This window comes from Acetobacter sp. ESL1128, assembly GCF_058505085.1.
This window is the reverse complement of sequence record NZ_CP196369.1, coordinates 665,453-687,809: the sequence shown is the minus strand read 5'-3', so window position 1 is coordinate 687,809 and position 22,357 is coordinate 665,453. Positions and strand designations below refer to the sequence as shown.

The window sequence follows — 22,357 nt, the reverse complement described above, 5'->3', positions numbered from 1 at the left end:
GTGCCCAAGTAGCTCAGTTGGTAGAGCATGCGACTGAAAATCGCAGTGTCACTGGTTCGATCCCGGTCTTGGGCACCATTATAACGCAGTAAACTGCATCTCCCGTGACAATTTGATGTAATTTGTGCTCATCGCTCTTTGTGCGTGTTCGCATTTTTACACTCGCCTACAAGGGCACTGCGACAGTTCGAACAACACTGGCCCCTGTTGGCTGCCATCTCCTTACTTACTTCCAGAGCGATGGAAACAACTTCAACAGCAAGAAGCCTAAGTGTTCGTTCAATAGTGAGCACCTTCCCACCCGGTTGAGAATGGTATCTGTCTGGCTTCTGCCAGGTGCTGCCCCCGATGCGGAAACTGCATCCGTAAGGCTTGTTCATCATTACACTGACCGGAATTGTCTGCGTGTTCGGGCTACTATATTGCAGGGCAGCCCATAGGAAACAGCCTGACCGAGACCGCTGACTTCCCACGCTATCGCTGCCCCCCAAGCCAGAAATGGCTATATTCCTATGCCTCGGAACCACAATGCCAGTGCTTCCGGCCACTCCAAGCAAAGTGCGCCCATAATTGGCCTTCCAGTTGGCTTCGTCAAAATTGCTACTAAACTCTGATACTTGCTTCTTTAATCAATATTTTTTCGAAGTTTCTATTGAATTATCATTCTTGGATTTTATTGATTTTATTGATTTTATCTTTAAAATTAACAAATGACTGTATGTCGGTTTCCCAAGTTGATATTTTTTGATCATCTTCATTGGTAAACCTTAAATCTCCCAAATCAGCCTCATTAGAAATTATTTTATCCAATGGATGTTGATCAGCAAGAATCATCCAATTTTGCAAATAAACAATATCACCTTGTAAATAACACGGCCAAGACATAAAGAAATTAGATGTGTTTGGATTATGAACATCAACAAGAAAATAAGATTTTCTCTTCTTTAAAAGTAACTCTGCGGCATGCCGCCACTGCTTCTGGTAAGAAGCCTTATCGAAAAAAGTTGTATTCGAAAAAAACCTCTCATTGAAATCATTGATGATTATTTTTCCCCAGTACCCGTCTTCATCATAGTAATTACCACTTTTTTCTAAAAACAGGCCAAACATGACTAGTCCTTTATCGGGTTGAGTGAAAAATCGAACACACCGGATTTCTTGTCTCGTCTGTCAGACATGGTCCATCCGCTCCCCACATTATGAGCGTCACGCCTTGTTGTAATACATTGTCTTCTATTTCAAAATTCTGTCTGTACTCAATAAATTGCATGGCAGGTTTTGTTCCACTTCCTGTGGAATATCTCCACTGATTGCGCCCCACCATACCAACCAGAGAATGCGCACAGAAGCGTGCCATCATTGCTTAAAACAACAATGGCACGTTCCATTTTTCTTCCAGAAAACTGTGTTCCGTTTGAGTAATCCAGCCCAGCCCCTGCATGTCATCCAGCATCCACGCCACGTTCCCTGCTTCTGTATGACCATGGATGTAATGTGTTTTTTCTGTAAAGCCTTCGCCACTCAAGGTTTTAAGGGTTGCGGCTTCGGGCAGGTTTAATCCTTTTTCTTCCAGCGGTGCGGCTAGGTCATGCGCAACAGTCTGCCTGTTTTCCGCATTGCGCAAAAAAATCCTGGCATCGTTCAGCGCGTTGATAATTGCTTTGCAGACATCCTGATTTTGAGACGTGCCTTGTGGCACAACAAACTGCTTTTCAATATGGCGCGGCATAACGGTTTGAGAACCACCAGCCAGAAAAGCAAGGTTTTGCAGGCATGCTTCTGTCCCCCATGGCGGGCCTACACACCCGCCATCTATGGAGCCATTCATCAGGGCGCTGATAATATCAGGTGGGGGCATGACCTGAATTTCAATATCCTGCTCCATGTTCACCCCTATGGATAACAGGAACCGCTTGAGGATAAGAAAATGAGTTGAATACATATGCACAACAGAAAGCCTTGGACGGCGGCCGATTGTAGCGCGCCATGTCTCAAAGGCCTCACGCCCTTTATCCCCCGTGGGCCACTGGCCCATCAGCGGGTTGGTGCCACGCAGTATAACGGTGTTGCCCCCATAGCTTAACGTCGCAAGGGGCTTGAGTGCTGGCATATGCCCACGCCTGCCCAAAGAGGTCATCATAGCCAGTGGCGCAAACATAATGGCTGCATCCAGTGTTTTCCAGACCAGACCATCTGCGATATTGGCCCATGAGGGAGAAACCACCAGTTCCGTCCTAAGCCCGTATTGTGCAAACAGGCCCGCATTATGGGCAAGCATAACGGGCGCACTATCAGACAGGCGCAACAACCCGATACGGAGAGGTCTGGTCATGGTGTGTCGCTTTTCTGCTGGGCGGCGAGGTACTGGGTGGCCACGGTGACAATACGCTGGGATGTTTGCATTGCCCGCCCTCGGAACCAGCGATATGCCTGTGTTTCATTTGTTTTTTCATTTTTCATGAACAGCTTTTTGGCCTGATCAATAATCCTGCGCTCTTCAATTTCCTGCTGTGCGGCACTGAGTTCCGCCCGTGTGCGCTGAAAACGCGCATAGAGCGCAATGGCTGCACGGAGCAGCGGCTTAACATCATCCGGGGGGGCATCCAGAACATTGTAGGAGCATACCCCTGTATCAAACGCGGTTTCCATAAGGTCCACATCGTCCTCATCCACAAACAGGGCAATGGGCCGTTCCAGTGCTGGAACAGACAGTGCGCGCACGCTATCCAGCGCATCACGGTCTGCGCGGGCCATGTCCACAAGCACAACATCGGGGTAGTACTGGTGCACGGCTTCTATCAGGCTCATGCCAACAGGAACGGACTGTACATCAAGCGACGGGTCCGCCCGCAGCGTATCGGACAAGGCCTTTGCCCGTCCGGGGTTTTCATCGGCAACCAGCACCTTGATGCGGGTGCGCATGGGGGATGGGGCAGGATATTTATCCATTAATAAATATCTCGCAGGTAGCGGCCCCCTCTGGTCAGCCCGGCAACATAATCATCTGCCTGGCTTGCTGGCATGGCCCCATGCCGTGCCACAATACGGCGCAATGCGGCATCCACATCACGCGCCATACGCGCCGCATCTCCACAGATATAAAGGAAAGCCCCGGCCTGCAACCAGTTCCATAGCTCTGCCCCGGCTTCCTCCATCCTGTCCTGCACATAGATCCGCTTGGGTTGATCGCGCGAAAATGCGGTATCAAGCCGTGTCAGGCACCCGGCATGCGCAAAGCGGGCCAGTTCCTCCTGATAGTAAAATCCTTCCTGAGCGTGCCGTTCGCCAAAAAACAACCAGTTGCGCCCTGTTGCGCCAAGGGCTTCACGCTCCTGCAAAAACCCGCGGAATGGCGCAATACCCGTGCCGGGGCCGATCATGATCACATCCGTCCCGCCATCTGCGGGAAGATGGAAATGCGTTGTGGGTTGAACAAAAACCGGCACATCGGCCCCGGCGGGCAACCCGGCAAGCCAGTTTGTGCACACACCGGGCCATGGGTCGTTATTCACGCCCACAGTCAGTTCCACCACCCGCCCCGACACGAGCGGGGAAGAGGCTGTGGAATAAAGCCGGGGCTGCATCCTGCGGAACAGGGCGGGCACATCCTGTGCCGCAACATCAAGGCGGGCCGCCTGCAACAGTGCGGGCAGGTAACCGCCTTCGGACCGGCCAAGTGCATGCAGCATTGCCGGGTTGGGGCGTGCCAGATCAAAATGGCGCAACAGGGCATCGTGCAGCCCAACGGTGCCTGCGCCCTTTAGGGTCACGGGAGTATCCGCTGGCAGGCCCAGTGCCGCCAGAGTGGTTTTGACAACCTCTACTGCGTTGCAGGGCCATATCCCCAGCGCATCTCCGGGCTTCCAGTCCAGGCTGCTCTTGCCCAGGTCCAGACCAATACGGCGTGTATCCTTGCTGGCAGCGCCCTGACACAAGCGTTCGTTCAGTGCAAGGCGGGCAATAACCGGCGCATCCCTTGTGCCAACTCTGGGCTCGGGCAGCGTGGTGGTGGGTGCGGCCTCCCCTCCGGCGGGTGGGTCCACTGGGGGTGTTGTGCTGTCCAGCACAGCCAGAAGCTGGCCACGCCAGACTTCTACCGTATCCTCAAAATCCGGTTCGCAATCCACGCGGTCCATGATCATACAGGCACCCAGCTCCCGCAGGCGGCCATCCAGCGCACAGCCAAACCCGCAGAAACTGGCATAGGAGGAATCCCCCAACGCCAGAACCGCGCAGGAGAGGCCAGTCAGTGCCTCCTTACGCGCACGCAGGGTGTCCCAGAATGGGGTTGCACAATCGGGGGGATCTCCATCCCCAAAAGTGGAGACAACAAAAATCGCCTTCCCCTGCCCGAGGTCCGCATCCTTGCAGTGATCCAGACAGGCGAGTTCCACCGTATATCCAGCCTCCCGCAGCCAGACAGCCACGGTAGCGGCCAGCGCCTCCGCCCGACCAGTCTGCGATGCCCACCAAACCCGGATGCTCTGCCGCACGGCAAGAACATCCGGGGGAAGAGGCTGGGCACACCCTTCCCCCACACGGCTGAACAGGCCCGCCAGCAGGCCATTTACATAACTCCGCGCCTCCACAGGCAGGGGGGCGGATGCGGGTACATCCGGCACCAGACCGGGTTGTGGGGGCACCATACGCAACCCTTCCAGAAAACCTTTCAGCCATATTCTGGCCTGTTCGGGCAAATCTGGCTGGAGGGCTGGATCATCAAGGGAGAAATGGCGCATCAGGGTATCAAGCGGCATAGGGGCACTTCCTTCTTCCTGACGGGGGGCTGGGAGCGGCAAGACATCTGGCGCAACCCGCTCCAGCTTAACGGCACAGAGCTTGAAGCCGGGCTGGAGAGAGAGCGGGTCCACATCATCCGACGTAACCGCATTAACGGCCATGTCCGGGCCAAAGCGGTCATTCCAGTGGAATGGGGCAAAGCACTGCCCCGCCCCCACGCGCTGGCTGATTTGAACAGGCAGAACAATGTGCCCACGGCGGGACGTTACCCTGACACAATCATCCACCTGCAACCCAAGCAACTGTGCATCCTGCACCGAAACCTCCACAAATGGGCCGGGGTTCAGGCGGTTCAGGCTGGCAACACGGCCTGTTTTGGTCAGGGTATGCCACTGGTGTTGCAGTCGGCCACTGTTGAGCACAAAGGGGAACTGCTCATCTGGCCATTCCTGCGGGCGCATCCACGGGCGCGCGTAAAAAATCGCACGCCCATCGGGGGTGGGAAAAACCGGTAGCACCTGCCCGGCCGGCACATAGCGCACCGGGTGGCGGGCCTGCGTGTCCCCCACAGGGGCAGGCCACTGCACCGGGCCCTGGCGCAGGCGCTCATAGCTCACTCCGGCACAGTCATAGCCGGTTTTGGGGTTTGTAAAACGGCTGAGTTCAGCAAACACTTCAGCGGCGGAAGTAAAGGAAAAACCCTGCTCAAACCCCATGGCGCACGCAACACGGGCAATAAGCTCCCAGTCGGCCAGTGCTTCCCCCGGTGGAGCAACCGCCTTTTGTGCCAAGGTCATGGTCCGGTCAGAATTAACCTGCACGCCATCCGCTTCTGCCCAAAGGGCAGCTGGGAGCAGACTATCGGCAAATCCTGTGGTTTCACTATCTGCAAAAGCGTCCTGCACAACCACGTAATCTGCTTTTTCCAATGCCCGTATGACATGGCCGCGGTTGGCAACAGTGGCCACAGGGTTGGTGCAGATAATCCAGCAGGCTTTTATGCGGCCTTCTTCCATGGCCTCAAACATGGCAATGGCGCCATTGCCCCCCACATCCCGCAGGGTGCCGGGGGGGAGCTTCCACTGCGCCTCCACAAACGCGCGGTCTTCCGCCACCAGCGCGCTGCGCTGCCCCGGTAGCCCCGGCCCCATGTAGCCCATTTCGCGCCCCCCCATGGCGTTGGGCTGGCCGGTCAGGGAAAACGGGCCGCAACCGGGTTTGCACAGCGCGCCTGTGGCAAGGTGCAGGTTGCATAGCGCATTGGTGTTCCATGTTCCCGCAACGCTCTGGTTCAGCCCCATGGTCCACAGACTCATCCAGTCCCCGGCCTGAGCAATCCAGCGGGCGGCGGTCATAATATCCGCAACAGGCAGGCCGGTTATTTCGGCAACAGTGCTGGGCGCATACTCTGCCAGAAATGCAGGCATGGCATCCCACCCACGGGTTGCCTGCGCGATAAACTGTTTGTCTATGTCTCCATTTTCAACAAGAATATGCAAAAGACCATTCAGCAAGGCCAGATCTGTTCCCGGGCGGATGGGCAGGTACAAGTCCGCCTTTTCCGCCGTGGCCGTTTTGCGTGGGTCCACCACAATCAGCTTGGCCCCGGCCCTTTTCCGCTCCATCAGACGCAGGAACAGGATCGGATGGCAATCGGCCATATTGGACCCGATGACAAAAAACAGGTTGGTGGTGTCTATATCCTCATAACTGCCCGGTGGTGCGTCTGCCCCGAGCGAGAGCTTGTAGCCTGTACCTGCCGCTGCCATGCACAGGCGGGAATTGGATTCTATATACTGGCTTCCAACATACCCTTTTGCCAGTTTGTTAATGAGGTACTGTGCCTCCACAGACATCTGACCGGAAACATAAAACGCGATTGCGTCCGGCCCATGTGTATCCAGAATGCTCCTTAACCTTGCTGCCGTTTTGCCAATAGCCTGTTCAAGCGGAACCGCCACGGCATCCGCCCCACGTTGCGGGCGCAACAAGGCTGTTTTTAAACGCTCCTGAGCATATAAGGGCTTATCGCACGAACTGCCTTTTGTGCATAAACGGCCGGCATTGGCAGGGTGCGCGGCATCACCCCGCACCTTTGCAATTTTTCCATCCTTTACATCCAGAATAATCCCGCACCCTACGCCACAATACGGGCAGACAGAACGGAATGAAGTATCAGGCATGGCCACGTCAGGCAGGCGTCAGTTCAGGTGTGCCCTGCCCAGCGCGCACCCTGATCTGCACCTTGCCGTCCACCAGCCGTGCATCCCATGTGCGCAGCCGGACAGATGCATCCTCCAGACACTGACCATCTTCCAGACGGAAGTGCTGCTTGTATAGTGGTGAGGCCACAACCCGCTGCCCCTTGATCTCCCCTATCAGCCCACGGCCAATAATATTGGCATGCGAAAACGGGTCATGGTTATCCAGCGCATACACACAGGCGGGCTCGGCCTGCGTGGCCGGAACATAGAACAGGGCAACCTGATTACCCTCGCACCATGCGACCACACCGGATTTTTCCACAAGGTCCGTTTGCGCGCACAGTTCCGTCCATGCCTGCGGGCCTGCAAGGCTCCCTGCCTCGGGCAGGTTGGCAGCGGGCCTGACCTGATCACGCTCGGCCACGGTGCGAATGTTGGGGTCTGGGCGGGCATCGTTTACAAATGTGCGGAAGCGCTTGAGTTTGTCCTTGTCGCTCAGTGCGTCCCGCCATTCGCAATGGTAGCGGTCCACCACCAGTTGCATCTGGCGTTCCAGCTCTTCGGCAATGCCAAGACTGTCGTTGATGATCACGTCCTTGAGGTAATCAAGCCCACCTTCCAGATTTTCACGCCAGACAGAAGTCCGCTGGAGTTTATCGGCCGTGCGGATATAGAACATGAGAAAACGGTCTATATATTTTATCAGAGTTTCTGAATCGATGTCGGTTGCAAACAGTTCCGCATGGCGCGGCCGCATGCCGCCATTACCGCAGACATAAAGGTTCCAGCCGTTTTCTGTGGCGATAACCCCCACATCCTTGCTCTGTGCTTCCGCACATTCACGCGTGCAGCCAGAAACCGCAAACTTGAGTTTGTGGGGCGAGCGCAACCCCTTGTAGCGGTTTTCCAGATCAAGGGCCTTGCCCACACTATCCTGCACACCGTAACGGCACCATGTGCTCCCCACACATGATTTTACGGTGCGGGTGGACTTGCCGTAAGCCTGCCCCGTTTCAAACCCTGCATCGAGCAGTTCGGTCCAGATTTCTGGCAACTGGTGCAGTTGCGCGCCAAACAGGTCGATCCTCTGCCCACCGGTAATTTTGGTGTAGAGATCATATTTTTTTGCAACCTGACCCAGCACGATCAGCTTGTCCGGTGTAATTTCCCCCCCGGCTATGCGTGGCACAACCGAGTAGGTGCCGTTCTTTTGCATATTGGCCATGAACGTGTCGTTCGTGTCCTGCAGGGGAATATACAGCGGGTCGGTTATGGGCTTGTTCCAGGCCGAAGCAAGAATGGACCCAACCGCAGGTTTGCAGATATCGCACCCCAGACCGCCATGGCCATGCTGCTGCATCAGCTCTTCAAATGTCTGGATACCGTGCACCCTGACCAGAGAATACAGCTCCTGCCGGGTATGGGAAAAATGCTCGCACAGGCTGCGATCAACCGTAATGCCACGGCTTTCCAGCTCTGTTTCAAAAACACTTTTCAAAAGGGCGGCACACCCGCCGCACCCTGTGCTGGCTTTTGTGGTCTGCTTGAGTTCCCCCAGATCAGTGCATCCGGCATCTATTGTTGCGCAGATCGCCCCTTTGGTCACGTTATGGCATGAGCAGACCATGGCCGTATCGGGCAGGGCATCGGCCCCCAGCAGTTCCGCCCCTTCCCCACGCGGGAGAATAAGTGCTGCCGGGTCGGCCGGGGGTTTGATCGCGTTTTGCACGTATTGGAGAATGGTGTCGTAATACGAATTATCCCCCACCAGCACGGCACCCAGAACACGGGTACCATCCCCAGACAGCACAAGCCGCCTGTAGGTGCCATCTGCCTCACCTATAAAGCGGTAGCTCCTGCTCCCCGGTGTTGCCCCGTAGGCATCGCCAATGGAGCCCACATCCACACCCTGCAACTTGAGCTTGGTGGACATGTCTGCCCCGGTAAAAGCCGCTTCCTCGCCTGCCAGAATGGACGCAACCGTGCGGGCCATGGCATAGCCGGGCGCAACCAGACCAAAAACCTGCCCCTGCCAGGAGGCACATTCCCCAACGGCAAAAATGGCTGGGTCTGACGTACGGCAGCTCTGGTCAATCACAATACCGCCACGTGCTTCCACCTCCAGCCCGCACTCACGTCCAAGCTGGTCCTGCGCACGAATACCAGCGGAAAACACCACCATATCGGTTTCAAGGAACGTATCGTCTGCAAAAATCAGGCGGTGCCGGCAGGTCTGCCCCGGCACAATCTGCTTTGTGGCGTGGGAGGTACGCACATCTATCCCCAATGCCTCGATCCGGCATTTGAGCGCATCCCCGCCTTCCTTATCCAACTGGGCAGACATAAGGTGCCCGCCAAGCTGGATAACGCTTGTGTGCAGGCCCAGTATTCTCAGGGCATTGGCGGCCTCCAGCCCAAGCAGACCACCCCCGATAACCGTGCCGTGCTGTGCACCCTGTGCTGCTGCGCGGATAAGGTCCAGATCTTCCAGATTCCGGTAAACAAGCCCTGCCGTACCGGTATTTCCGGGCACCGGAGGCACAAAGGGGGTGGAGCCGGTTGCCAGAATCAGGGTTGTGTACTGCAAAGCGCCTTCTGCACTGTGTACGGTCTGTGCCTGCCGGTCTATGCTGCTCACACGTACCCCACGGTGCAGGGTAATGCCGTGTGCTACATGAAAATCTTCCGCATGCAGGCGCAGGGCCAGCGCATCCTGCCCGGTCATGTATTCGGTCAGGTGCACGCGGTCATATGCATCGTGCAGTTCCTCGCCAAATACGTGGATTGCGCAATTTTCGTGCAGGCCGTGCATGACCAGCTGTTCTGCACAGTAGTGCCCCACCATGCCATTGCCGATGATAACGATAGTGCCGGTAGTGGCCATGGTCAGTAACTCCTCGCAATTTGGGAACAGGGGGTGGCAACGCAAATGCCCATATGCGCGCATGGCTGCCCGGAAGCGTGCAACCGCCCCTGCAGGAGGCATGCACACAAGGAAGAACGCATGTTACAGAAAACAGAATGGGAAAAACGCTGCACCATTATGGAACGGTTCCTGCGTTTGCACTGTGTGCAAACGCGCCTTGTTCAGGCCAAGGAGCCGCCGTTGACCCCTGAACAACTCGCCGTTAACCCGTTACCACCGCCGTTGACGGTAACTGTTATGGGATGCTTCCAATTAGTTCCTTACACGAAATAAAATAAATAGGGAACCACATATCACGCCAAAAGCTGCCCCGGCTCATGGCATACGGACCTAGAACTTGAACTCCATGGTCTGCATATAAAACATGCCGCTTTTGGCCCCGGCCTCCCGCATACCGTGGGATGAGGCAAAACCTGCAATATCGTGCGTCCATGTAAAATGTGGGGCAAAGCTCCAGGCAACCTGCACCTGGGGAGAAACACCAACAAAGCCACCATGCAGGTTATTGCGCCAGGCATAGGTCTTGCCTGTTCCGTAAACGGCGTCCTGTGTGCTCTCACGCCAAAAGGCCGGCACGTGCAGCCTCAGGCGCAGGTTGGGTTTAGGGGCGGCTGTAATCAGCGGGCCAACCCCCACAAGGTTCTGGGATGTCAGGGCGAGTGTAACATCGTTATAATATGGCAATGCGACATACGGTGTTGCAAAAGTGCCAACTGCACCATTCTTGCTGTTGTAATTCCCGCCGGAAAACACATCGGCCTGAATCCCGAAAGAAGGTTTACCCAGAAGGTTTTTTGCATTCCAGCTAATACTGCCGTTAACCGCAAATGCCCGGACCGGACGGGTTTGCGCATCCTTTTGCGCGGGACGAAACTGCCCACCCTGAAAAACCCCGGTCAGATTAACATCAAACGGGCCGGCATTCCCCCATAAACGCCCGCCTATATTATCCCGGCGGGTGGAGCCTGCTTCCGTCTTGCCTGCCTGAGCAAGAGGCAGGGCCGCATTGGCACCGTTAAACAGGTAGCCAAGAAAAAACACATCGGCAAAAAGCTGGCTCTTCTGCTTCATAAAAGAAAATGATGGCAGTGCCGTGGATGTGTAGGCCCCATACATGCGGGCATTGTAACTTGTGCCATCTGCAAACACATCAATCGGCTTTTTATTGGTCTGCATGAAGTCAAACAGATCAACACGAAAGGACTTCCACACCGCGTAGCCCCGCACGCCATCCCATGTCTGCTGCACGTTAGGCAGGTCACGGGCCGACTGCATGGAAACCGGCGCATCCAAAAATACCTGCCGCCCGCCAATAACCCCCACGCTCGCCCCCAGCAAATGCCCCTTTACCTCCAGAATCCCCTGCTGAAGGTCCAGCCGCTCGCGCTGTGTGCCTGCCTGATACCCGTAGTAATTGGAGCCACCGGCCACCCCCCACAAAAACTCGGCGTATGCGCGCACATGTTCACCAAGATGCAGGTCTGCACCATACATGTTGCGCAACAGCACGCGGTTGGCGTTGGTTTTGCCTGCGGTGCCCATCATGGGCTGGTTTTCAAACACATAGCGTAGCCGCTCCTCCCCACTCAGGGAGAGCCAGATACTGCCTGTGGTGTTCAGGCGTATGTATTTAAGGCGATTGAACCAGTCCTTGTTTCTTTTTGATTCCGGAACGTTTGCGAGATCGCTCCAGTCCTCGGCCCAGCGGACCTGCCCAAAGCCTGCCATTGTTCCAAAGCCGCTGGCAGCCTGCTTGCCTGCGTTGAACACCCCCCAATCCTGTGTATGGGGGATGTGCCCCGCCGCTTTTGCGGGTTTGGGCGTGTTGTTTTTCTCCACCGCCACAATGGTCTGGCGTGCAGTCGGGGCTGTATCCTGCGCGGGAGCACTGGCAGCCTGCGCCAAGGCGGGGTGTATCCCCACAGTGCCCAGCAGCACAGCCGCATGAACCGAGATTGGCCAGGTCTGAAAAAGGGCGCACCTGGGGCGCACGCGATTCTTGTTCAAGGTCACGTGTCATAATCCGTGGCTGTAAGGAAGATCAGGAAATTGCGGAAAGGCCGGTCGTGTCAGACCCATGTGCATCGGCTGGTTTGTTCCAGCTTCTGCGGCAGATGGAGACGCAGACAAGAGCCACCAGAGCGATACCGGCAAAAGCCAGAAATCCCAGACTATAAGACCCCGTTGCCTGCCGTGCGGCTCCCAGAGAGGAGGCCAGATAAAACCCGCCAACCCCACCACTCATGCCGACCAGCCCGGTCAATATGCCCACCTGCTGCGCAAAACGTGTGGGAACAAGCTGGAAAACGGCGCCATTCCCCAGACCCAGCACCAGCATGCCTGCAAAAAAAGCGGGGAACGCCAGCCAGATCGTAGGCAGACCAAAACCGATCAGGCCAAAAATAACGGTTGCGGCCCCATAGAGTATGCACAGCGCGCGCTCGCCCCCAATACGGTCTGCCAGTGCGCCACCCAGCGGGCGGATAAAGGAACCAGCAAACACCACCAGCGCGGTGCAGCTCCCAGCCACCGCGGGGGAAAGGCCATACTGGTCATTAAAATAGATGGTCAGGAAGGAGGCCAGCCCAACAAAGCCGCCAAATGTTACGCCGTAAAAGAACATCAGAGCCCAGCAATCGGCTTTTTTCAAAACCGGGAGCCACGCCACAAGGCCGGCACTCGGGCGGCGGGGTGGTTCTTTGGCAAGGTAGATAAAGGCACACAGCACAAGAACAAGCGGCAGCGTGGCCAGCCCGAACACGTTGGTCCAGCCATAAAGGGCCGCAAGCCCGGGCGCGAACAGGGAGGCAAGCGCCGTGCCGGAATTACCAGCCCCGGCAATACCCAGTGCCGTGCCCTGATACTGCGGAGGATACCAGCCAGATGCCAAAGGCAGAGCAACAGCAAAGGAAGCCCCAGCCACACCCAGAACAAAAGCTACGGGAAACAGACCGGCGTAACTATGTGGTGCCAGCACCCACGTCGCGGCAAGCCCTGCAATCACAAAGGACTGCATGCCTATGGCAACACGGCGCGGGCCATAATGGTCAACCAGTGCGCCAGCAACAACCCGCAGCAAAGCACCTGCAAGCACAGGCATGGCCACCAGAAGCCCCTTCTGGCCGGAGTTCAGGTGCAGGTCATGTGATATGGCTATGCCAAGCGGCCCAAGCAGCACCCAGACCATGAAAGACACATCAAAATAAAGAAAAGCAGCAAGCAGAGTGCGGGGATGACCAGCTTTGAGGAAACCTCTATCCATAACACTAATACCTAGTGCCGGACTAAACGTCAGGCACGCCCACCATGGGCAAGAAGGCCATCATTGGCCCCCAATGTAGATATCATCATGACCTTATGGATCGAATGCCAGCGTTGACATTTACCAGATCTGACCCAAGGATGACGGCATATCATTCCGATGTCAAAATGTTTCTGTGCGCAGGCGACATCCTGGCAGGATGCTGTTTGTTTTTTGCCACACAGGCCGCGCAAGGAGCCAAGCCATGCAGCAGCAAGACACTCTGCAAAGAGTGTAGTCCATTCAAAATGTTTTTAAAGAAGCCCGCCCTGCGCAATTCTGCGCAGCTTATTGGCATCACGCACAACCAGCATCTGGCGGGAGCGGGCCAAAAGCCCCACCTTCTCCCACGCGGCCAGCTGGCGGCTGGCGGTATAGAGCGTTGTGCCCGCCAGTTCCGCCACATCCCTGCGGCGCAGGGGAATACAAATCTCACAAGCCCCGGCCTGTATGGCCCCACTCTGCTCAACCAGCATAAGCAGGGCATGGGCAATGCGCTGCTCTGCGCTCTGGGTTGCCATTTCACGCAGGCGGTTTTGAACATTGGCCAACCGCTGCCCGACCATGCCGATAATGTTGATCGCAATTTGCGGGGAGTTCATGGTCAGCGCCATAAAATCCGCTTTTGACCAGCTTGCAATATGCGAGGGCATCGCTGTTTCAGCGTCCGCCGGGTAATACCCTTCGGTAAACAGCGCGACGGTGCCAAACATCTCCCCCGGTGCAATCATGCGCATGAGTGCCTGCGCGCCATCGCTCCCGATCTGGCGGATACGCACCGCCCCCACAAGCACCGCATAGGCCCGTTGCGCCACCGCTCCCTGCGTGAACACACCAGCCCCACCGGGCAGAACATCAACCCGCACCAAAGACGCAACATGCTCTGCCACTTCGGGCGGCAACCCCTTTACCAGACCCAGTGCGCATATGGCCCTGACCGTATTCTGCAAAGGCGCTTTTTGCTCAGACATGCCATGACCCATACACCCCTTATGCCGCGCAGGGTATTGTGCCACGCATACGATCAGACCGGCGACCAGCCATGGCTACCCGCCACCGCACCAAAAACGGTTACCAGACCCAGCACCAGCAGAACAATATGCGCGCGATGCAAGGCGGTAAAAGCGGCATCCGGGTCACGCTTTGCCCAGACATTAAAGCGCCGATGGAGAACAAGAGGCTCCGCAATAAACAGAACAATGGCAAACACCAACCACAACCCCACCATGGCGTGCATCCACCAGAAACCGGGTTCAGCAAAACGTGCCCAGAGGTCCATTTTCATGACCATAAAAAGCCCACTCAGCCCGACCAGAACCACAGCACCGCGCGCCTGCCACACAAAACGACGCTCAAAAGCCTGAAAAGCTGCAAGCCTGTCCGCCCCGAACACACCACAGCGCAGGGCAGGCAAAGCCGCTGTTGTCGCCATGGAGACCCCGCCAATCCAGATCACGACCCCGATCACGTGCAGTGCCCGGGCAATTGCCAGTTCGTTCATCCATCCCTCCTTGGGAAGATTGCCATATTTGCCTGTCTCACCATATTTCTACTGCGTTGGGGGCGTGCCGGGTTTGCGCTGGCGCAACCTTTCTGCCAGTCGCATCAGATAGACTGTGCGCAACATCAGGCTGTTAAGGAGGCTCATATTATGAGCAGGCTGCCACTAAACGAGGACGGGCTGGCAACACTTGTAAACGCCTTTTACACACGTGTGCGCGCGGACCCCGAGCTTGGCCCCATTTTTGAAGATGCCGTGACCAACTGGCCTGAGCACCTGCAAACGCTCACGGCTTTCTGGTCTTCCGTCATGCTGGGTACCGGGCGTTACAAAGGCCAGCCAGTGCCCGTGCATATGCAGCACCGTGACCGGATGACGCCAGAACTGTTTGATCGGTGGCTGGCACTGTGGGGTGAGACCACCTCCACGCACATGCCAGCAGATGTGGCCGCTGTTCTACAGGACAAGGCAGCCAACATTGCCAGAAGCTTGCAGCTTGCTCTCTCTTTTTACGCCAAACGGGCCATGCCCCGGCGCAACACAGCACCTTGAGGCGCTGTTCCCCGAAAAGTGATACCCATGACCGAAGTCCTGCCCTATCGCTCCACGCCCGTATTCGATCAGGACACGCTACCTGCTGCCTTGCGCACGCGCCATAATACCAAGGCGGGTGTGTGGGGCGTGATCCGTGTGCTTGAAGGGGAGTTGAAGCTCACTTATCTGGCCCCTCCATCTGAACTTCTGCTGACACCGGCCACCCCCGGCCTGATCGAACCGCTGCAGCCTCATTTTGTAACACCCATGGGCAAGGTGGCGATGAGGGTGGATTTTTACGATCAGCCCCCTCCCCCTTCCGCGTTCTCAGCCCCCAGTCCTAAACAGGTGTGAGCAGGTTTTTCCCATACCAACGCGGACAATCCTCCCGCGCGGCAACCCGGCCAAAATGGCGCTCCATGCAGCAGAGGACCGGCCTACCGCTTAGGAAAAGCGGCTCTCCCCGCTCTGAATAAACATAATTTTTGTAAATAAAAATCAAACAAATGTTGTTTTTTGTAGGATAAATAACGCTGTTAAGAAAATAATATCAAATATAGATAGAGAAAGATTAGAATATTATTAATTAATTATTATTAAGGTTTTCTCCGGACATTTCTATTAAGCCCGTCAGGAGACAGCCGCATGTTGGGAAAATGCCTTACAATTTTCCGCAAACCACACGTTAACGGGCTTAAGGTTTATCTTTTTACCACGTCCCTTTTTGTTTCTGTTCCCGCTTTCGCAGCCAGCAGTGCAACGGATTATACCGTTGATGCGGGCTCGAATTACTCGGTCAGCAATAGCCAGAATATAAACCTGACCAACAATGGCAGCACATTTATTAACTCATCGGGGAGAATTGCCGGCACAACAACCAATAATGGGATGTTAAATAATTCAGGAACGCTCAACAATACAACCAACAGCGGAACATTCTACCTGACCAGAGGAACAACCGGCAGTATTGTCAACCTTGCCTCCGGGTCCATCCGCGCCACATTTGGCACAATGGGGGACGTGAACAATTACGGCAGCATGACGCTCTCAGCCGCAGAAACCCTGAATGTTATCAACCAGCAGGATGCAACATTCTCAAACCTATCCGGCACCATAAACGGGAGTTTTGAGAATTCAGGCACAGCCAAACTCTCCGCCACCGCAGTGCAGGGGGGGCTGACAAACCACGCATCGGGCACCTTTACAACCAATAGCATAATAGGGAGTGACGTAAGCAATTCGGGCATACTCAACCTGAATGGCAGCGCCATGGTTCAGGGCAATGTTGTCAGCGATGGCGGCACGGTCACACTTTCGGGTATGGGCGTTTATGTGCTGGGCACGCTGGAAGCCAACGGGGGCACATTCAATGTTATCAATGGCGCGGTAAACGCCCTTTCCGGCACGGCAAATGGCACCCTGACCGGCACCCTGATCATCAACCGTGCGGGCAACGCGCTCTATTCCGGCGTTATGTCCGGGCCGGGTGGCATATCGCTCTCTGGCGGGGTTCAGTCCTTTTCAGGGCAGAATACATATACGGGGATGACCGCAGTCAGCGCCAATGCTGCCCTGAATCTATCCGGGTCAATCGCTGGCAGCCTGACCAACAATTCGAGTGCGGCCAACCCCACCATTATTACCAGCACCGGCAAGGTTTTTGGGAATGTGCTCAACATTGGGCAGCTTACCGTTAACGGGACCATTGGCGGGCTGGTGAACAACTCCAACACGGGGGTTATTCAGGCCGCCAGCAATGCGGTTTTTGAACAGTCCCTTATAAACTCCGGCACGGCCACACTCAGCAGTTCCTCCGTTATCAAAGGCAATGTAACAGACACCACCGGCTCCACCTTTAACCTGACCGGGTCCTCCCAGGTTCTGGGGGATGTCAACAATGCCGGGACGGCAAACATCAATACCAATGCAACAGTTGTTGGAAACTTTACAAACTCGACAGTCCTGAACATGGATGCCGCAACCATACAGGGTGCCCTTTCCAACATTGGGGTCATGACCATTCAGAACAACTCCCACGTTGGAAGCGTGGAAAACAAAAGTGGCACGGCAACTTTTTCCGACAGCACAATAGCGGGTGCCGCGGTCAATGATTCCGGCGGCACACTCACACTCAATGCTGGCACTGTGGACAGTGTTGCTAACGCAGGCACGCTGTTACTCGCCAAAAACAATACGGTCCTGCACAACACAACCAACACGTCCGGCACCCTGACGCTGGATGGGAACACCATAAACGGGCAGCTTCTGGCCAATGGCGGCACTTTTGATGTCACGGCAAACGGCGCAACCATTGGGTCTTTAAGTGGTTCGGCCAACGGCACTCTGGACGGGCTGCTTACACTGGCCACGGCAGACAACACCTACTCCGGCACGCTCTCCGGCACTGGTGGGGTGAGCGTAAGCGCATCCGGGACACAGGTTTTTAGTGGCAATAATGCCTATACCGGCACCACCCAGATCACATCGGGCATTCTTGCCATCAATGGTGACCAGAGCACAGCCACCGGGGATACACTGGTAAACGCCACAGCCACTTTATCTGGCACCGGCACACTGGGGGGGAATACCGTCATACAAAGTGGGGGCACCCTGACCCCGGGGGATGTAACCAGCCATGTTGGCATCCTGAGCATGGCACAGAACCTGACACTGGCGAGTGGATCATCCCAGAACTTTTATCTGGGGCAGACCAATGTTGCTGGCGGCGCCTATAACTCTCTGGTTGCCGTGCAGGGGGACCTCACCCTTGGCGGCACGCTCAGCATTACGCCCAATACCGCCGGGCCAAACGTAAACAATAACAGTCTGGACCCCGGCCTTTACCGTTTGTACACATACGGTGGCACATTAAGTGGTGCCGCAGACCAGACACTGGCCCCAACAAGCGTTGCCCCCGGTGCTACGGCATCCTTGCAGACATCCATTGATCATCAGGTCAATCTGGTTATCAATTACGGCAACCTGACGTTCTGGGATGGTGGAAGCACCACCAACCGGAGCAACAACACGGTAGATGGCGGCTCCGGCACATGGGACGCCCAGACCGGCACCAATGACCTGAACTGGACCGACAAAACAGGCCAGACCAACGGGCCGTGGGTTAATGGCCAGTTTGTTGTTTATGCCGGCAATGCCGGAACGGTAACTGTGCAGGACACATATAACGGCGTTACAAACAATGTTGTCGCCAGCGGCATGCAGTTTGCCAATAATGATGGCAAAATATACACGGTAACCGGGGATAATATTTACGCAAACAGCGCGTCCACTCTTATCCGTGTGGGGGATGGCACTACGGCTGGGGCCTCCATTACTGCCATACTGGATACGGTGCTGAATGACCAACTGGTTTCTGGCGGTACATCTCTGGTAAAAACGGATCTGGGAACCCTGATTATTACCAAGGACCAGACCTATCAGGGAGCAACATCCATTAACGGCGGTGTATTGCAACTGGGTAATGGGGGCACGTCCGGTGCCCTTGCCGCTGGCACTGCCATCCACAATAACGGCGTGCTGGCCATAAACCACAGTGGCACCTTTACACTGGCGCAAAGTATTGATGGCACTGGTGGTCTGGCACAAAATGGTGCCGGCACAACCGTGCTGAGCGCAAACAGCACCTACACGGGGGCCACCACCGTAACACAAGGCACGCTGGAGGTGGATGGGTCCATTACCTCTTCATCCGTTGATGTCAGCAATGGTGGCACCTTAAGCGGGTCTGGCTCCGTGGGGGATACCGTTATTGGTTCTGGTGGCACCCTTGCCACCCCCGATGTACAAAACAGTGTTCGGGTGGCAGGAAATTTGCAAACCGCGCAGAACTCCACACTCGCTCTTCAGGGCACGGACCAGCTTTCGGGCAAGGTCTTGAACCTTCAGGGCACGCAGTACCAGCAGTTGCAGTCCAATACACTCAGCGTTGCGGGCAGTGCTGCTCTTTCTGGCACTGTTGTTCTGAATGTTACGCCTGCCACCTCATTAAAACTAAATGAATATTATACCATTCTCACAACCGGCAGCGGATTTTTGCAAAAAACCTATTCCCTGCAAACCAACCTGACCAGCCCTTACACATTTATCTCACCATCGCTATATTATAACGGGAATGATCTGGACGTGCTTATGGCACGCAATAGCCTGAGCTTTGCCTCCGTCACCAATACCCGCAACGAGCGTGAAACCGCACAGATGCTGGACCGCATACCCCAGAGCAGCGCCATTGTGGGGGCTATGGAGCACCTGAATGCCGCACAGGCCCGCCGGAGCATGAACACGCTTTCGGGCGAGGTGCATGCCTCGGCCCGTACCGCACTTGTGCAGGACAGCTTTCTGGTACGTCAGGCAGCCATGGAGCGGCTGGATACAGCAGACTGCAACAAAGGCTATGTGGACGATACCCTGCACACGGCATCGCTCAGAACCGGCCGCAAGGATGAAGGCTGCCTGAGCGAACAGACCGTCTTGTGGGGGCAGGCTTACGGCAGCCTTGGCCATAATGGGGGCGATGGCAATGCCGCAGCCCTGCACCATTCCACCACCGGTTTTATCATGGGGGTAGATACACCCATACTCAACAACACATGGCGCATTGGCAGCATGCTCAGCTATGGCCGCACCATGTTTGATGTAGGGAGTGGGCGTGGCTCATCCGGCCATGGCAACACGGTAAGCCTTGGGGGGTATGCAGGCACACACTGGGGTGCGCTTACCCTTAAACTGGGGGCTGCCTATACGTGGAATATGCTGAGCCTACAACGCAATGTTGCTTTTCCCGGTTATACGGACCGCCTTTCAAGCAGTTATCTTGGCGGCACCGCACAGGGGTTTGGTGAGCTGGGTTACCGCCTTTACATGGGCCGGAGCATAGCCGAACCTTTTGCCAATGTGGCGTATGTCAACCTGCACACCAATGGCTACCATGAACATGGCGGGGCAGCGGCCCTGCGGGGGGCCGGAATGGATACGGGGGTTACGTTTTCCACCTTTGGGGTCAAGGCTTCTTCCAGCTTTCATGCGGGCAGGCTGCTGTTAATCCCACATGGCTCGGTGGCGTACCGGCACGCATTCGGGCTGACAACACCCACAACCCATATGCTGTTTGCCGCAGGAGGCAGCGGCAGCATGGATATTGCAGGCACACCCCTCTCAACCGATGCTGTGGTGCTGGATACGGGGCTGAGCGCCAGACTGAGCGACCGCATAAAAATCGGTCTGTCCTACACCGGTCAGTATGGTGCGCAATCGGTGGAAAGTGGTGTAAAGGCCAGCATGTTGCTGAAGTTCTAGGCTATGCCCCACCAGACTTATAAAACTGGCAGAACCTGCACTGTTTTTTTCAGGTTCTGTGCCTAAAGATGCAAGCGCATATGGGTGCGCAGGTCATTGCACCGCTTGGCATACTGGGATGCCTTGGATGCGGTGAAGTAATTGATCAAAAACGCACCCAGCAGGGAGCCGAACGAAATGACGGTCAGCAGTTCCCCTGTAAACAGGATGGGAGCATCATAGTGCAGGGCGGAATACCACAGCAGGCCTATGCTCAGCACCGCGCCACAAAACCCGAGCACGCCGGTTGATTTGAGCAAGGAATCCTCAATACTCTCAAACGCCGATGTCTCCCGCCACAGGTCAAACAGCTTGCGGTCCACATCATCCACAGCGGCGGTGTGTTCCTTTATTTCAACCTCCGTGCGTTTATGAGGGTTTTTGCGGTGAATATCGAGTTCCTGCCGGGCCTTGGCAAACACGCGCCGCCGCTCCTTGATGGCGGGCAGGCTGATGTCCACAAAGCTGAGAATAGCCACGTTAAGACCGGCCGATAACTGCACAACGGCCTGAAAATCGCCCCATGTCACGCTCATTTTTTGGCACCTCACCCCTGGCTCACCTGCTGATCGGGCTTCCTTTTATAAAGCAGGATGGGGGAAATAAAGGGGGCGCGCAGGCATGCCCGTCATGCCCGCCCCCATACCACACCATCCCCTATGGCAGCTGTGCGGTCTGGTACAACGAAACACGCAGCCCCCCATGCGGCACGGGGGCTTCGGGCGGCAAAAATGGCAGGCCGGTGCCATGGGCAAGCTTTGCCTCGGTCGTGACAATAGCCACACGCCAGCCCGAAAAATGCGCCAGCATGGTTTGCCCAAACGCACTGTAAAGGGGGAGCAGGCTCTGCTTGTCGCCTATGCGGGTGCCATAGGGTGGGTTGGCAATAACCAACCCCGCAGGCCCCGGTGGTGGCCGCAGGGCGCTGATGGTGGTCTGGGCAAAGGTTGCGTAGTCCTGCACGCCTGCGCGTTCAGCGTTGGCGCGGCTCATGGTTATGGCGCCTGCATCCCGGTCGCTCCCATAAAAATGGACCAAAGGTGTGCGTTCGCTTTTAACCGCGCGCATCTGCTGCCATGCCTGCGCATCAAAGGTCGCCAGTTGTTCAAACGCAAAATGGCGCGCCCGGCCGGGGTTAAGGCGGGCGGCAATTTCGGCGGCCTCAATCACAAACGTACCCGAGCCACACATGGGGTCCAGCACTGGCTCCTGCCCGTTATAGCCACACTGGCGCAGGAACAGGGCCGCCATTGTCTCCCGCAGGGGGGCGCGGTTAATGGCCTGTTTGTAGCCGCGCCTGTGCAGCAGATCGCCCGATGTATCCACGCTTATGGTGCAGAGATTCTGCTCAATACGCGCACGCACCAGCACTGGTGCGTCATCCGCCTGTGTGGCACCCAGCGTCTGGGCAATGGCTTTTCCTATGCGCTCGGCCGCAGCACCGGCATGGTACACGCGCGAGCCTGCACAGCTTGCCTCCACCCGGAAGGGTACATCGGGGCGCAGAACGTCCTGCCACGCCACCTGCCGCGCGCGCCGGTCGAGCTGGGACAGGTGCACAACGGGAAAAGACGCTATACGCGCCAGAACCCGGCTGGTCCCACGCACCCACAGGTTTGCGCGCCAGACCTCCGGCCACCCACCGCGGATAACAACCCCGCCGGGCACGGCCACGGGCTGTTTGAACCCTTTAAGCCGCACCTCCGCGCACAATACGGATTCCAGCCCCGGCACAGTGGCCAAAAAGATCTCAAAGTCCTTATCTTTCGTCATGATGCCTGAATGACAGGAAGCCAGCC

The 22,357-nt window shown here is 56.2% G+C and carries 15 protein-coding genes and 1 tRNA gene; 5 read left to right on the top strand and 11 right to left on the bottom strand.

Features of this window, described 5'->3' with window-relative positions; translation table 11 throughout:
• Positions 1–2 precede the first annotated feature (2 nt).
• Positions 3–78, top strand: a tRNA-Phe gene (locus ACSYTG_RS03260).
• 582 nt (positions 79–660) lie between these two features.
• Here ACSYTG_RS03260 and ACSYTG_RS03255 read toward each other — a convergent pair.
• The 5 genes from ACSYTG_RS03255 to nirB form a co-directional block, all read right to left on the bottom strand.
• Positions 661–1,110, bottom strand: a complete 450-nt coding sequence (locus ACSYTG_RS03255; RefSeq protein ID WP_489783720.1) for a hypothetical protein — start codon at positions 1,108–1,110, stop codon at positions 661–663.
• A 253-nt stretch (positions 1,111–1,363) separates the two neighbouring features.
• Entirely contained in the window at positions 1,364–2,332 is a 969-nt protein-coding gene (locus ACSYTG_RS03250; protein ID WP_086646656.1) for an ABC transporter substrate-binding protein, read from the bottom strand.
• The gene (locus tag ACSYTG_RS03245; RefSeq protein WP_019088894.1) at positions 2,329–2,949 is read right to left on the bottom strand and encodes an ANTAR domain-containing response regulator; all 621 of its coding nucleotides are present in this window, start codon (positions 2,947–2,949) and stop codon (positions 2,329–2,331) included. The genes ACSYTG_RS03250 and ACSYTG_RS03245 overlap by 4 nt, the downstream gene beginning before the upstream one ends.
• Entirely contained in the window at positions 2,949–6,923 is a 3,975-nt protein-coding gene (locus tag ACSYTG_RS03240; RefSeq protein ID WP_489783723.1) for a bifunctional nitrate reductase/sulfite reductase flavoprotein subunit alpha, read from the bottom strand. The genes ACSYTG_RS03245 and ACSYTG_RS03240 overlap by 1 nt, the downstream gene beginning before the upstream one ends.
• Positions 6,924–6,930: 7 nt before the next feature.
• A complete protein-coding gene (nirB, locus tag ACSYTG_RS03235; protein ID WP_489783724.1) occupies positions 6,931–9,828 on the bottom strand; it encodes a nitrite reductase large subunit NirB in 2,898 nt (965 codons plus the stop codon).
• 120 nt (positions 9,829–9,948) lie between these two features.
• Here nirB and ACSYTG_RS03230 point away from each other — a divergent pair, with 120 nt between their 5' ends.
• Positions 9,949–10,143, top strand: a complete 195-nt coding sequence (locus tag ACSYTG_RS03230) for a hypothetical protein (RefSeq protein ID WP_003631118.1) — start codon at positions 9,949–9,951, stop codon at positions 10,141–10,143.
• A 57-nt stretch (positions 10,144–10,200) separates the two neighbouring features.
• Here ACSYTG_RS03230 and ACSYTG_RS03225 read toward each other — a convergent pair whose 3' ends face one another.
• From ACSYTG_RS03225 to ACSYTG_RS03210, 4 genes are all read right to left on the bottom strand, one after another.
• Positions 10,201–11,808 carry an alginate export family protein gene (locus ACSYTG_RS03225; RefSeq protein WP_489783792.1) on the bottom strand — a complete coding sequence of 536 codons (1,608 nt, stop codon included), beginning with the start codon at positions 11,806–11,808 and terminating at the stop codon, positions 10,201–10,203.
• 103 nt (positions 11,809–11,911) lie between these two features.
• The gene (locus tag ACSYTG_RS03220) at positions 11,912–13,132 is read right to left on the bottom strand and encodes a nitrate/nitrite transporter (protein WP_095349273.1); all 1,221 of its coding nucleotides are present in this window, start codon (positions 13,130–13,132) and stop codon (positions 11,912–11,914) included.
• A gap of 293 nt (positions 13,133–13,425) precedes the next feature.
• Positions 13,426–14,142 (bottom strand): Crp/Fnr family transcriptional regulator, encoded by a 717-nt coding sequence (locus tag ACSYTG_RS03215; RefSeq protein WP_489783725.1) that lies wholly within the window; start codon positions 14,140–14,142, stop codon positions 13,426–13,428.
• 53 nt (positions 14,143–14,195) lie between these two features.
• Positions 14,196–14,672, bottom strand: a complete 477-nt coding sequence (locus ACSYTG_RS03210) for a hypothetical protein (RefSeq protein WP_095349275.1) — start codon at positions 14,670–14,672, stop codon at positions 14,196–14,198.
• A 150-nt stretch (positions 14,673–14,822) separates the two neighbouring features.
• Here ACSYTG_RS03210 and ACSYTG_RS03205 point away from each other — a divergent pair, with 150 nt between their 5' ends.
• From ACSYTG_RS03205 to ACSYTG_RS03195, 3 genes are all read left to right on the top strand, one after another.
• The gene (locus ACSYTG_RS03205; protein ID WP_489783726.1) at positions 14,823–15,224 is read left to right on the top strand and encodes a group III truncated hemoglobin; all 402 of its coding nucleotides are present in this window, start codon (positions 14,823–14,825) and stop codon (positions 15,222–15,224) included.
• Between the two features lie 27 nt (positions 15,225–15,251).
• On the top strand, positions 15,252–15,560 hold the full coding sequence (locus ACSYTG_RS03200; protein WP_489783727.1) for a TehB family protein: 309 nt from the start codon (positions 15,252–15,254) through the stop codon (positions 15,558–15,560).
• A gap of 291 nt (positions 15,561–15,851) precedes the next feature.
• Positions 15,852–20,519 (top strand): autotransporter domain-containing protein, encoded by a 4,668-nt coding sequence (locus ACSYTG_RS03195; protein ID WP_489783728.1) that lies wholly within the window; start codon positions 15,852–15,854, stop codon positions 20,517–20,519.
• A 62-nt stretch (positions 20,520–20,581) separates the two neighbouring features.
• Here the strand turns inward: ACSYTG_RS03195 and ACSYTG_RS03190 are convergent, their stop codons facing one another.
• Both ACSYTG_RS03190 and ACSYTG_RS03185 read right to left on the bottom strand, forming a co-directional pair.
• Positions 20,582–21,094, bottom strand: a complete 513-nt coding sequence (locus tag ACSYTG_RS03190; protein ID WP_086646646.1) for a hypothetical protein — start codon at positions 21,092–21,094, stop codon at positions 20,582–20,584.
• Between the two features lie 121 nt (positions 21,095–21,215).
• The gene (locus tag ACSYTG_RS03185) at positions 21,216–22,331 is read right to left on the bottom strand and encodes a THUMP domain-containing class I SAM-dependent RNA methyltransferase (RefSeq protein WP_489783729.1); all 1,116 of its coding nucleotides are present in this window, start codon (positions 22,329–22,331) and stop codon (positions 21,216–21,218) included.
• Between the last annotated feature and the right edge of the window lie 26 nt (positions 22,332–22,357).